This is a genomic window from Paenibacillus algorifonticola (assembly GCF_000971975.1).
Taxonomy (GTDB): domain Bacteria; phylum Bacillota; class Bacilli; order Paenibacillales; family Paenibacillaceae; genus Pristimantibacillus; species Pristimantibacillus algorifonticola.
Genome location: NZ_LAQO01000030.1, coordinates 1 through 13,568, shown reverse-complemented (window position 1 = coordinate 13,568; position 13,568 = coordinate 1). Strand labels below are relative to the sequence as shown.

Annotated in this window: 10 protein-coding genes; 9 read left to right on the top strand and 1 reads right to left on the bottom strand. The window is 37.9% G+C overall.

Going from position 1 to position 13,568, the window contains the following annotated elements; translation table 11 throughout:
* Nucleotides 1-172: 172 nt before the first annotated feature.
* From WH37_RS26285 to WH37_RS26245, 9 genes are all read left to right on the top strand, one after another.
* Nucleotides 173-1,000: a TnsA endonuclease N-terminal domain-containing protein gene (locus WH37_RS26285; protein WP_231594376.1), complete on the top strand. Its 828-nt coding sequence runs from the start codon at nt 173-175 to the stop codon at nt 998-1,000.
* Between the two features lie 5 nt (nt 1,001-1,005).
* On the top strand, nt 1,006-3,201 hold the full coding sequence (locus tag WH37_RS26280; RefSeq protein WP_046233631.1) for a Mu transposase C-terminal domain-containing protein: 2,196 nt from the start codon (nt 1,006-1,008) through the stop codon (nt 3,199-3,201).
* Nucleotides 3,198-4,868 (top strand): ATP-binding protein, encoded by a 1,671-nt coding sequence (locus tag WH37_RS26275; protein ID WP_046233630.1) that lies wholly within the window; start codon nt 3,198-3,200, stop codon nt 4,866-4,868. Before WH37_RS26280 ends, WH37_RS26275 begins: the two co-directional genes overlap by 4 nt.
* A 12-nt stretch (nt 4,869-4,880) precedes the next feature.
* Nucleotides 4,881-6,647, top strand: coding sequence for a TnsD family Tn7-like transposition protein (locus WH37_RS26270; protein WP_046233629.1), 1,767 nt, complete (start codon nt 4,881-4,883; stop codon nt 6,645-6,647).
* Nucleotides 6,635-8,242 (top strand): Tn7-like element transposition protein TnsE, encoded by a 1,608-nt coding sequence (locus WH37_RS26265; RefSeq protein ID WP_046233628.1) that lies wholly within the window; start codon nt 6,635-6,637, stop codon nt 8,240-8,242. Before WH37_RS26270 ends, WH37_RS26265 begins: the two co-directional genes overlap by 13 nt.
* Nucleotides 8,243-8,387: 145 nt before the next feature.
* Nucleotides 8,388-9,629 carry a DNA cytosine methyltransferase gene (locus WH37_RS26260; protein ID WP_046233627.1) on the top strand — a complete coding sequence of 414 codons (1,242 nt, stop codon included), beginning with the start codon at nt 8,388-8,390 and terminating at the stop codon, nt 9,627-9,629.
* Nucleotides 9,630-9,645: 16 nt separating this feature from the next.
* Entirely contained in the window at nt 9,646-11,805 is a 2,160-nt protein-coding gene (locus tag WH37_RS26255) for an ATP-binding protein (RefSeq protein WP_046233626.1), read from the top strand.
* A gap of 29 nt (nt 11,806-11,834) precedes the next feature.
* Entirely contained in the window at nt 11,835-12,437 is a 603-nt protein-coding gene (locus tag WH37_RS26250) for a response regulator (RefSeq protein ID WP_156182370.1), read from the top strand.
* Nucleotides 12,438-12,462: 25 nt separating this feature from the next.
* Nucleotides 12,463-13,167, top strand: a complete 705-nt coding sequence (locus WH37_RS26245) for a hypothetical protein (protein ID WP_046233624.1) — start codon at nt 12,463-12,465, stop codon at nt 13,165-13,167.
* A 205-nt stretch (nt 13,168-13,372) separates the two neighbouring features.
* Here WH37_RS26245 and WH37_RS36700 read toward each other — a convergent pair.
* A partial coding sequence (locus WH37_RS36700) for a hypothetical protein (protein WP_231594374.1) occupies nt 13,373-13,568 on the bottom strand: 196 nt, incomplete at its 5' end.

Below are 13,568 nucleotides of genomic sequence, written 5' to 3'. Positions count from 1 at the left end.
AGGAAAATAAAGTTGTAGACTGAGAAAATAAAGTATTAGACTCGCACAAACGGACATACTGCTACTAGCAGCTCTTCTACAGTCTACAGATTCGACATCAGGAATAAACAACATGACATTATTTTAGGGCTGCCTTCGGGCAGCCCTATTTTATTTTGTTTTGGGAGTGATCATGATGGCAAAACGGAAACGTGAGATCACACAGGCAAAAATCGAAAAGTTTATTAAAGAAGGAAGAGGTCAAGGCTCGGGCAAGGATTATCTTCCTTGGCTGAGAATTCAGGATGTTCCATCTGAAGGTAGAGCGACTCGTGGAGTAGGCTGGACGACTGGTCGTAGACATGAACTGCTCTCAGACATAGAACGGGATTATTGCTACCTGCTTGACTATTCAGATGATGTGTCTGATATTCGTGAGCAATTTCCCCTCCTTCCCCTGGAAGAAACCGAAATGATAGCAGAAAAATTAGGCGTTGAACATCCAGCAGACCCCAAGACGGGTGTCCTTATTGTTATGACAACTGACTTTCTGATTACATATAAAGATAAAAATTATGCTAGAACGTTGAAACCTAAGTCCGAGCTGGAAAATGAACGTACAATTGCGAAATTTGAAATAGAGCGAATGTATTGGGAGACACACAACGTAGATTGGGGAATTGTCACGGACTTTGACTTGCCAGATACGTTGGTTAGGAATATCGAATGGGTGCATAAAGAGTTTCATAACGATGATGTAACCGATTTAGGTGTATTTGTGGTCCAAAACTTGCAGCGTGTGCTTTCAGAACGCTTATATAGTGGAGAATCGATAGCTAGAGCCTGTTTAGCCTGTGATGAACAAATAGGAGTGGAAATTGGAACTTCACTAGCCCTTTTCCGTCATTTTATAGCTCGAAAGATTTGGTCCGTAAATATGAACGAACGAATTGTTCCTACGCTTGCTCCTAAAGAGTTTGTTGTTAATGAAATAGTTGAAAGACTCGCGAAAGGCGGATAAAGACAATGCGAACACTCTATGAAAATATGGTTGTTGAATGGAAATTGTCTGATTCAGAGGATCGATACATTGAACGTATTGTATGGATTTCTCCTTCCGATGATTTGCTCTTTAGCATTGCAATGGGGGATGATAAAGCATTTCCCATTATGAAAACCTCCTCCGAATTTGTAGCTGGTTTTGAGTCGAACCTATGTAAACCAGTGGAATGGATCAACGAAAGCATACCGTTATTGGATTCAGATATAGACAGTGAACATTTAGACATTCGTAATAAATCATGGGATGCGATTAAACATATTGTACTGGACGAGCCAGGCTGCTTCGATAAAGCTTTTCGAGGGTCGCGGGTACGGGAAACACAAGAGCGAATGGGGCTCCACAAGACTACAATTTATCGATACCTGCGTAGATACTGGCAGGGCGGTAAGATGAAAAACGCTCTACTACCCCATTACAATAATTGCGGCAGCTATGGAAACGACAGAACGCCTAAGGAAACTAAGCGAGGACGGCCGAGAAAATTTGAAGATGAACCAGTCGGTATCAATATAGATGAGGAAATAAAACAATTGCTTCGATCCGGTATTCGCTTGTTCTATAACAACAAGGATAAGGCTCCACTCAAACATGCTTATCAGAAGACGCTTGAGAAGTTTTTCGCATCCGGATTTCGCAAAGAAGGTGATGCTCTCATACCGGTGCTTCCACCATCTGATAAGCTGCCAACATTCGGGCAATACAAGTATTGGTTCAACAAAGAAATGGATTTGGAGAATACGCTGAAAAGCAGGCACGGAAAGAAGAGATTTGCGTTAGATTACCGTCCAATTTTAGGAAGCTCCACTTATGAAAGCTTTGGGCCGGGTTCGCGATTTCAGATTGATGCAACAGTTGCTGATGTTTACTTGGTTAGCGAGTATCGCCGCGAGTGGATCATTGGCCGCCCGATTATTTATATCGTAATCGATGTATTTAGCCGATACATTGCTGGAATTTATATCGGGCTTGAAGGTCCAAGCTGGATAGGAGCAATGATGGCACTGGCCAATACGACAACCGATAAGGTAGAGTTCTGTGCGCAGTACGACATTGATATTGAACCTGAGGATTGGGTGAGCAGTCATTTGCCACAAAAGCTTACTGCAGATCGAGGGGAACTGGAAGGAAGCAGACCTAGCCAGCTTATTGATGTTCTTGGTGTCGATGTGGAGAATGCTCCTCCCTATAGAGCGGACTGGAAAGGTATAGTCGAGCAGCAGTTCCGATTAATTAACTTGCGCAGCGTACAATTCATCCCAGGAGCTATTAAAGAGCGTTATAGGGAACGCGGTGAGCGAGATTATCGGCTAGATGCCAAGCTCACCCTTCGTGAGTTTACTCAAATTATGATCCACAATATTCTTTATCACAATAATAATCATCATATGTTGTGGTACGACCGTAATGAATTTATGGTGGCTGATGAGATTACCCCAATCCCTAGAGAACTGTGGCATTGGGGTATAGTTAACCGGAATGGTCGTCTTAAAAAGCAACCCGAGCATATCGTGAAGTTGAACTTGATGCTTCATGGTGAAGCGACAGTAACTGCAGCAGGCATTCAGTTCAAGGGCATGCATTATGGCTGTGAGTTGGCTATGCGAGAGCAATGGTTCGTAAAGGCGAGGGCAGGAAAAACGTGGAGGGTTAAGGTATGCTATGATCCTCGTTCCACCAATGAAATTTATCTATGGTTGGATGATGGCCATCGTTTTGAGACATGTACACTTCTTGAACGGGAAGAGCGTTATCTCAATAAGAGAGTTGAGGAAGTTGAGGATCTGCTAGAGATAGAGAGGCATCAAGGGCGAAATCAGGAAGTAAACAACATGCTGTCAAAAATCGAACTGGATGCACATACGAAAGCGATTGTTGAAATGGCAGCAAAGAAGACCAATGAGGCTATACAACATAGCAATGAAAGCAATAATCAACGGGTTAAAGGAACAAGGCAGCGCCGAGCTACAGAGAAGCTTATTAATCGTGAACATGAAGCATTTCAGTTATCCGAGCAAGCTTCGTTACCGAATAGCTCAGCCAATAATGTCATTCCTTTAAAACGTGATGAAACGGCTGAGAAAAGAACAGCCTATATTCCTCCAGCAGATAAGTTATCCAAAATTAAATCCTATTTACTTGAAGATGGTGATGACGAATGAGCGAGTTCGATGTCCCTTTATTTCATTTTAGCCGGGGTGAGTATGTAGAGGCCAATTATCAAGATCCACTACTGGTAGACTATCGGAATAATCCGCTGCTGGAGGCTCTTCCACCGATATGGGACGATAAAACCGTTGTTAACAAACTGGCTTCAAAGCCAATCTATCATGCTTCGGAGAATGAGCTGCCGACTCATCTTCGTTTGCATTGCGTACAACGTATTTCTCGTGATTTTTTTCGACCGCTATCGAGGCATCTAGAATTGCAGCAGAGCATCTCCAGGTTAATTAGAGACGGTTATGTGGGACGCAATCCCCTTACGCCTAATTATGCTTTTAGAGCCCGTAAAGACGCATATGAGCTCATTATGCAGGGGAATACAAGCGGATACCCTGTTAACACGCCAACGTCTGCTGGATTTGCATTAGTCGGCATTTCTGGAATCGGAAAATCCAGCAGCTTAATGCGTATTTTGCAAATGTATCCGCAAGTTATTTTGCATCGCAAATATAAGGGCCAAGACATGCCTGCGCCCTATCAAATTGTATGGTTGAAGATGGACTGTCCCCACGATGGATCCATAAGAGGCTTATGTCTAAATTTTCTGCTTGCTGTAGATAGCTTGGTCGGAACAAGGTATTACAAGAAAAATGTAACGAAAACGCCGGATGAGCTGCTGCCTTTGATGGCACAAGCTGCTGCTGTTCATTGCCTTGGCGTACTTGTAATTGATGAAATTCAAAATTTGCAAGAAGCGAAGGATGACCGAGCAGCCCAAATGCTTAATTTCTTCGTTCAGTTAGTCAATACGATTGGACTGCCTGTTATTCTTGTCGGCACTTATAAAGCTCTTCCAGCACTGAATGGGGAGTTTCGCAATGCTCGGCGCAACAGCGGACAAGGAGACGCTACCTGGCATCATTTCAAAAAAGATGATGAATGGACATGGCTGCTGCAAGGCTTATGGAAATATCAATGGACAGATAAAAAGGCTGAGCTGAATCAGGAGTTCATTGATGTGATGTTTGATGAATCTCAGGGTATTTCGGATATTGCGATAAAACTGTTTATGCTAACCCAATGGAGGGCGCTGGATAAAGAGATCGAGAAAATTACACCAGAATTAATCCGTTCGGTTGCAAGGGACAGGCTCATCTTAATCCGACCTGCTTTGGAAGCTTTACGTTCCGGAAAGAAGAATCAGATTCAGAAGTTTGCTGATATCTATGACAGTGTCTCCATAGACGACTATCTGGATCGAATTGAAGCCGAACAGCGACAAGCCGAACGCTTGGAAGTGATACGTACAGAGCTTGGTTATGATGTCACTGAACAGACCGTGAATGAGCTAAGTGCCTGGCTTATAGAGGCTGGTATTGAACAAGGGGTCGCACTTCAGTCTGCAAATGAAGTAACGAAAGCACATTTACATGAGTTGGATGAGGTTGATCTTCATAAGTTGGCATTGAAACTCGCACTGCAGAAGCAAAATACAGCTGCTAGTAAATCCCCCTCACAGCGCGGCAAAAATAAGCTGAAGTCTATTCCATCGGAGCCCAATGACTTACGCGTTATTACTGCCCAAGGGAAGAAGAGAAAGATGCCTGCCTACGATTCACTCAAGGCTGCGGGATATATCAAAAATCCTTTGGAGTTTCTCGGATAAGGTTGTGAGCGAATGAACGAGCGGTGTGAGCTGCCCATCCCGTACCCTGATGAGCTTCAGTACAGTGTCGTTACTCGATATCACCTGAGATCCAACAATACGAGTCCGAAATGGACACTAAAAGATGTGTATGGTACGGAGAATGTTATTCCGACGATCGATTTACCGAGTCATCTTGATATATTGTCGCAGAGAAACATTGTTAAGGAGATCACAGCAGATCATTGGATTAATGAACACACCTTCTTCCCGTTTTATGCTCCTTTCTTACCAAAGGATCGGGCCCTGCAATTACGGCAGTTAATGAAAAGCTCAAATGGCTCTGGCATTCACGTTTTAGTCGGAATTACAGCTAGCACTATTGAAAGAAGCAAAGAATTGCACTTTTGTCATACTTGTTACGAGGATGATATCAAGCAATATGGTGAGCCCTATTGGCATCGTACACATCAACTACCAGGAGTATGGATATGTCCAATACACCATCTCATTCTTCATCAAATTACCTATCCCATTTCAGATAGGCACGGGCTCACAGTACTTCCCATATCTAAAAGCATGTTTCATTCAAAAGCGATTGCTGAAGGTTTGTCTGCAAAAACTTTTGATCGGCTTTTGAGGATGGGTATGGATATCCATTTTCTTATGCAGATGAAAGAGCAGCCTGCTCTATATAACTGCAAACATTTGCTGCTTCCACGTTTGTCAGAAAAGGGGCTTGTAACGGCTGGATTATGTATAAGACAAAGGAATTTGGAGGAGCAGTTTGTAGCCTTCTATGGACAAGGGTTATTAGACATGCTAGAAAGTGCCCTGAAGCAAAATGATCATACTTGGTTAGCTTCTGCAACAAGATCAATGAGATATACGGTTCATCCCCTACGTCAAATGCTTCTCTTTGGGTTTCTATATGGATCATTTAAGGAATTTTTGAAACAGTCGATCTTAGAATATGCCCCGTTTGGCCATGGGCCTTGGCCCTGCTTAAACAAGGCTGCTGAGCACTTTGAAAAGCCCGTCGTTACACAGTGTCAAATTACTCGCTGCTCAGATACTGGGCGCCCAGTGGGGACGTTTCGCTGTAGTTGTGGGTTCGCATACTCAAGAAGAGGACCGGATCAGACAGATACTGATAAGTTTCATAGGGGGCGTATTAAATCATTTGGCTCTATCTGGCTACAAAAGCTTCAGGATTGTCTAAAATCGGGCCTTTCCTACCGTTCTACAGCGGGCATACTTGGTGTTGATACGAATACAGTCATCAAATATGCCGGTAAAGAAATAGTTGCGCACGAACCAAGTATAAAGGTGTCAGCGGCGAAGAAAAAACCAGCACGTTCAAATAAGCCCAAAGAAAATGTACGGGCTCGCGTCAATTGGGAACAGCGTGATTTGGAATTAAGTTGGCGGGTTGAAGAAGCATGTAAGGAAATGCTGAGAGACAATGGTTGTAAACCTACTAGAATCCGAATCGTTACAGTAGGTAAACGAATCGATAAATTAAGTTTGCTTGAAAAGCATGGAGATAGGCTTCCGGTCACTATGCTGATTTTATCCAATTATCTTGAAAGTGTAGCGCAGTTTCAATGTCGAAGAGTAAGATGGGCTGCTGAACAGATGAATGATAAAGGGCCTTTAAACAGATGGAAGCTTATCAAAAAAGCTGGACTTCGACCAGGATTTTCTTCAGAGGTGGAAGACGAAATTAATCTCTGTATTGGACAAAACATCGTTAAATACCCATTTACAACTACTGAGGTGACACAATGGCTTCATTAACATTAAGGTCTTGGCCGTTCCGAGAGAACGAGGAAGTAGAATTGCTCTGGTTTGGTTCACCCTACATGGATTACAAAGGGAATTGGCGCATCAAGGCAGCTTTCCGTTCAGCCTCAATGGTTATTAAGCTTGTTTCATACGCATGGGGCACAGTACCTTATATGCGCATTGGTCAAGTCTATGCAAATGGCAAGTTTGATCCGATAAAGCCTTTAAGTGGATCGTCATATAGGCTTACTATTGATGATATGAGTAGTGGAACTATTACGAATGGCTTTAAGCTGCCGAGGCGATTGATTGATTTTGGTAAAAATCCTGAACTGGGATTACAGAAGGTCATTCAATTTAAAGTGAATAATCTGACTTACTGTATACCAGTAATTGAATTTGTTAGAGCTCTCTTTATTAATTCAAAAACTCTGGCTACTCAGTTGCTTCAGCCTCATGGACTGGAAATGCTGATTGATAAAAGCGATGTAAGCCAAGGAACACTTCATTTTGATATGAGCTTGCGTGTACCGGCTAATTTAGCGACAGAAAGTAATGCACAGCATCTTTCATGGATTTATATGGATGCAGATATACATTCCATGTGGGATTCTGTGTATCAAAATATGTTTAGTCAGGCAATACAGGACTCGCCGCTAAATCCTAATGTGCCGTTCAAAAAAGGTATTCCCCTTAACGTGAACCTATCTCCTATCGGGCCAATTGAAATGTATATTCGTGGAGAGAAATTCATTGATTACATTCTGGTTAAAGAGATCATTGGTTTTAGCGGCTTTAAACATCCGCATGAACGCATCCTATTTTGGCATCCATCTAAGAAAATGCACGAGATCAATTTTGGTGAAAAGAAAGTCAGGTTAACTCCAAGAGCTAATGCTAACTATATCTTGAATGAGGACAGTGACAATGCGAAAGAAGATAGGAATCAGGATGTACTGGAAGCGCCGCCTACATTTATGCGCTTCTCTAATTCCCCGATAATAAAAACTAGAAGGAAACATGTTAAGCGTTCAAATAAGGGAAAAGACATTATTGTAAAATTGGGCAGAGGCGGAAAAAACATTGGAGCAGCAAAGGAAGTGAGTACACAAGACTCGATTGTTGGAGGAGATACGCCGCCTATTGATTTTCAGACTCTGGAGACAATACCGATTACAGAGGCTATAGGCTTGGAAGCCTTTTTTAAAATGATACAGCTTCTAAAGGAAACGTATTCTTTGAAGATCAGTATGTCAATTTTACGTATTCCTTCTGGCAAAAAGTTCTCTGTATGTCCTAATGGTACTCGTCGAACCTGTGCAGTTGTTCAGATTGTAAATGCAAAATCAATCACATATTTAGTCGAGATTGCTAGACCGGATGAGTGGTCGATTTCTACTTTGATTCTTCGTCCAACTCCACAGTCCTCGCTCAAGAGTATTGAGACTAACATTAAGCTGCTTCTTGATGGGCTTGTTCAGAAGGGTGGACATTGGGATCAAACTATTCTTAGTAGGTTTAGCGATATGAGCATTCGAAAGGTAAAGCATTATAATAATGATTCTATTAGAGAATGGGCCATTCGTTTACACAATAGTACCTACTAATGAATTAAATATTTGAAATAATAAATAAGTTGTGGTAGGTCATTACAATCTCATGTAAAATGAGAAGGGATACAGGATTTTCCTCCTGGTCAAATAGTCTCAATTGTGTTATCCTGGTTCAAAAACATAGAATAGGTGAAAGCTAATGAGTGGGCAAATATATAATGTACTTGATTTATTTTCTGGAGCTGGTGGGATGGCAGAGGGATTCCTTCAAGCTGGATTTAAAATTCCCAACGCGTGCGATTTTAGTGCTGAGGCAGCATTGACCTATCAAAATAGGCATAAACAATTAGGCTATTCAGACTTGAAATTCTATCAGGGGGATATAAAAAATTTAGCTAAACCAAAAAAACTTAAAGAATTTTTAAATGGTAATGAAATCTCTGTAGTTGTGGGTGGGCCTCCGTGCCAAGGCTTTAGTTTAACTGGAAAAAGAGATGAAAATGATTTTAGAAATTTTTTGTTTCTTGAATTCTTGAAAATAATAAAATTAGTAAAACCTAAATATTTTGTTATGGAGAATGTAGAAGGCATTTTATCCTATAAATTTTCTGAATTCGTTGGTCTTTCTGGTAGAGTTTATGAGAATCATTTTGTTACTCAAATTATCAGAGAGGAAGCTTATAAAATAGGTTATGAGGTTAGATTTGAGCAATTAAATGCGAAAAATTATGGTGTTCCACAAAATAGACCAAGGGTTATTTTTTTTGGTCACCGGATTAAGAAATATAAAAATAAAAAAGTTGATTTAGTTTCTCCCCCAGAGTTTCCTGGAAAAAAATCAGAAGTAATAACAGTTTATGAAGCGATCTCTGATTTGAGTTTTTTAACTAATGGTAAGGAAAGTGACAAATATAACGAAAATTTTATTGTGACAAATTATCAAAAGCAACTACGACAAGGCATTACACCAAACATAAATGGTCAAACGATTATGGCACATTCGCTAAAAAATCACAAGGCTGCTAAGCATCAAAATAGAACAGAACGAAGGTTTAGCTTATTGAAGTCTGGTGAAAGCATTGGAGAACTTTTAAAACGACTCGATAAAAAGCAATATAAAGAACTTAAAACTAAGAAATATAGATGTACAAAGTTACACATTAACGATGTAGCTCCGACTGTCTTAACATTACCTGATGATATAGTTCATTATGAAAAAGGTAATTCAAGGATACTTACAGTTAGAGAGTTAGCTAGGCTACAATCATTTGATGATAGTTTTGAATTTTTAGGGAAGAGAACTACAGGTGGGGTAAGAAGAAAGCTAGAAACACCACAATATACTCAAGTTGGAAATGCAGTTCCGCCATTGTTTGCTAGAGCAATTGCTATTGAAATAAGAAAGGCTTTAATAAGGACTGTAAATAATTCGAAAAAATAAATGATGGAGGTACTTCATGCAAAGTGAGCTCCAATTAAAATTCCGAACAAATTCTAAATTGGAAAAGTTGATAGGTAGAGAACTAATCACTAATAATACAATTGCTTTTTTTGAGTTAATTAAGAACTCTTATGATGCCGGGGCCAGAAAAGTGGAGGTCAACTTTTTTAATATAACTGAATATGAGGTGCGACAAAATAAGAATGGTATCAATGAGTTTTACATTAATGACAAAAAAATTAGTGGTGATACTATAGTTAGTTCGCAGAAAACCAGTATTGTAATTTCAGATAATGGTCATGGAATGTCTTTTGATGAGGTTAAGAAATATTGGATGGAAATTGGTGTAGTTCATAAAGAATTAAAACGAACCATAGAAATACCAGATATTAATGTGGATAACATGATAAAAAGAATTTTAAATGGGGAGAAAGGAATTGGCAGATTTGGAGCGGATAAACTAGGAGCCAAACTAAAGCTTGTCAGTGTTAACAACCAAGGAAATGAAAAAACAACAGTTATTTTTGATTGGGAGAAGTATGATGATCATTCAACACTTCTTCAAGATGTAGGACATGAGTACTCAGTTGAGCAACTTAAACATCGGCAGGAGTCAGGTTTAACACTTAATATTGATGATTTAAGAGATGAGTGGAGTATTAAGGAAATTGAAAGTTTGAAAAAACAATTAAAAAAGTTTATCTCACCATTTTCCCAGGAGCAAAGCAATTTTAGCATTATAGTTGGCTTAAATTCACGGAGGGAAAAGATTTTAAATGACGCATTCGAATACACACATACTTACATAACTGGGGCAATAAATAAAGAAGGTTTGCTTGAGTATACTCTTGTTGATAATCAATTCGAAATGCCAAAAGAACTATTGATGCCATCTCCTACATTTGGTCCGGTTCAGTTTAAAATTGTCTACATGGATCGGGCAGCTAAAATAGCATTTAGTAAGAGAACCGGGTTATCTACGAGGGAATACGGCAATATAAAGGTTTTTCGAGATAATTTTAGGGTATTCCCTTATGGAGAAGCGGAGAATGACTGGCTAGGGATCGACAACATGCATGCACAAGCAGTATTTAGAAGTTTAGGTACAAGGGATATTGTTGGATATGTGCAAATTTCAAATATGGAGAATTACGGTCTTAAAGATGCTACGAATCGCTTAGGTTTGGTAGAGGACACAAAAGAATTTGGAGAATTTAAAGAATTTATTTGGAAATGTATCAATTTACTTCAAAGTTACATTTTTAATAAGATCAAAGATTCTGCTGAAAAACAAGGTAACATTATTGATTTTAAAACAAAAGAAGGGAAGGCAAGCGCCGAGCAATTTAAAACAGAAGTTGTTGAAGTCCTTTCTAAAGCAAATATTCCGAAACAAGAAGCTCGAACAATTATAAAACTTATTGAGCAAAATAATAAAAAGATTCAAAAAGATTATGATGAAGTAAAGAAAGCTAATTTAGAATTGAGTAAGAAAATAAAAGTGTTTCAACGCATAAGTGGAACTGAAGGAATTTTATACGAGCTCTTACATACAATTAAGAATAAAACTGCAATTTTAGATGCTCAGTTAATGAGTATCATGAAACAGGCTGAGAGACAAAATATCAATTTTAATCAGGATACAATCAAAAATACATTAAAGTCAATCAATAAACTATTAAATGGTGCATTAAGAAAAGCATCTACATCAAAGCTCAACAAACATCCAGAGATATTTACTGATATAATTCTAGAATCAATTGAAGAAAATCAATCCTATAAAAATATGAATAATATAAAAATCACTACACAGTTCAATGATGTTTTTCAAAGAGTAAACTGCAATAAAGAATCAATAAAAATTGTGTTCGATAACTTTTTCAATAATGCTGTAAAAGCAATGATTGACAAAGATAATAAAGAGATAAATATATCAACCTATAAAGTGGATAACATTCTGGAAGTATACATTCAGGATAATGGATTTGGAATAAAAGATGAAGACGCTCCATTTATTTTTAATGTAGGTTTTACTAGTACAGGGGGAAATGGAATTGGTTTAGCAACCTCCCTAGATATTATCCAAGAACACAATGGTGATATACAAGTTTGTTCTTTTCCCGAAAATGAGAGTGGGGCCTGCTTCTTGATAAAATTACCTGTATTTGGGAGTTGATTTTTATCGTTATAGAGTATGATATTTTAGTGATAGATGATGAGAGTCAAATTAAGGGGTACTTCGAGGCTATTCAAAGTGAACTAGATGCAGAAGGTATTATTGTAAATATTGAGTATATGAATAACGTTGAAAATTTTAAGGTTGAAAAACCTTATGATATCGTATTGTTTGATTGCAATTTTAATGGTTCTAGAAATGAGCAATTAGATCTAAAAAAAGAAGGATTTGAATTAATAAAAAAATATCGAAAATTCAATAAAAGAACCAAAATTATTTTTTACTCTGCAAACTTTGATCTAGAAGAACCTGATAAAATTCCTTTTAGTAAATATGATTTTTTTCAAATTATAAATGAATTAAATATCTTTAGGGTAGTCTTTAAAAATGATTCAAATAAAGTTTATGATTATATTAAAGAAGCAATACAAGAACTTGATGTTATTATGGTTTCTCTTGAGAAAATGGTAAGAGATTACGAAGGAATGGATATAAAGTATAACTTGAAGGATGGAGATATTGCTCTAGAAGACTTGCTATATGAGTTTAAAATGGGAGGGCAAGTCGCCGAAAAATTTAGAAAACAATTATTTGAGATTATACTAACCTCACTTTCAAAATTTGAAATGTAGTTCAAACATAAGGAGTCATTCATTAATGAATATAGTTTTTTATCGAAGTTTTGATGAAAAAATCAAAAGAAATTCAGCATTTACTGAGAGACTTGAAAAGAAACTTGCAGTCAATCATTTCGTGGAAATGGCAATAGATGATGATAGAATGTATAATTTAAGGAAAGTCAAGGAAGCTGACATAATTTTTATTTTTTCTCATGGTTATTACCATGCCACATTCCATAAATTTGCAAATGATTACGATGTAGAAATTCATAGAAAGGAAATATTTATAGGAAAAGAGCATCTAGATTACTTTAAAAATAAAAAAGTACTTGTATTCGCTTGCTATACTGCTATGGAAGGATTAGATAGCTTAGGGGAAAAGGCAGTTGAAAATGGGTGTAAAGTTTATTTTGGATTCTCAGATAGAATCAATAGAGATATTCCAGAAGCATTATTAGATTGCTTATCTCAAGAAGAGAAACAGGCCCATGTTTTTATATCAGATGTTTATTCAAAAGTATTCTATGATGTAATTGAAAGAGCGTTTAAACGTGATCTTACATTCGATCAATTTGCTAAACAAATGAAATATTATTTGAATAAAGAAATTGGAGAACGAATTATTAATCGATTAGGAGGAGTACAAAACTTTAGAATACTAACAGATGGTGCTATTTCTGTTAAACAAACAGCAGATAGTATCACTGTTCTTGGAGACAAAGATTTAAGGTTTATTTCATGATCTTTATTTAACTCCGACTGTAGATAATTATTAATTTTTTTTGGTTTTTTGAACTTATCCTGCTTAATTCCAGACAATGTGCTCGAATGCAGATATTTAATTTCGTGTGCCGTCACTTACAGCTTTATTGTTTCGGACAGTGTTCATGTTAAGAACAACTTCCCGCATAAATATTTTTACATTAAACGATTTAAAGTTTCACTTGTTAGATCGAAAAATGGGATGGACGATAAAACACAGCCCTAAATCTTGAAATTAAATCTGAAAATCGATTATTTTTATCAGGAAAAAATTCTATGTGTAAAATTGACTTTTGTTTTTCAATGGTGTGGTCACTAGCGTTGCATAAACCTTTAGCAAACATTAAAAGTGAATATTCTGAAAATAATTTTTCGAGATAA

Bases quoted from the DNA above. Each gene is read 5' to 3' on its own strand.
- WH37_RS26255 (WP_046233626.1), top strand. From the start codon at position 9,646: ATGCAAAGTGAGCTCCAATTAAAATTCCGAACAAATTCTAAATTGGAA.
- WH37_RS26260 (WP_046233627.1), top strand. From the start codon at position 8,388: ATGAGTGGGCAAATATATAATGTACTTGATTTATTTTCTGGAGCTGGT.
- WH37_RS26270 (WP_046233629.1), top strand. From the start codon at position 4,881: ATGAACGAGCGGTGTGAGCTGCCCATCCCGTACCCTGATGAGCTTCAG.
- WH37_RS26245 (WP_046233624.1), top strand. From the start codon at position 12,463: ATGAATATAGTTTTTTATCGAAGTTTTGATGAAAAAATCAAAAGAAAT.
- WH37_RS26280 (WP_046233631.1), top strand. From the start codon at position 1,006: ATGCGAACACTCTATGAAAATATGGTTGTTGAATGGAAATTGTCTGAT.
- WH37_RS26285 (WP_231594376.1), top strand. From the start codon at position 173: ATGATGGCAAAACGGAAACGTGAGATCACACAGGCAAAAATCGAAAAG.
- WH37_RS26275 (WP_046233630.1), top strand. From the start codon at position 3,198: ATGAGCGAGTTCGATGTCCCTTTATTTCATTTTAGCCGGGGTGAGTAT.
- WH37_RS26265 (WP_046233628.1), top strand. From the start codon at position 6,635: ATGGCTTCATTAACATTAAGGTCTTGGCCGTTCCGAGAGAACGAGGAA.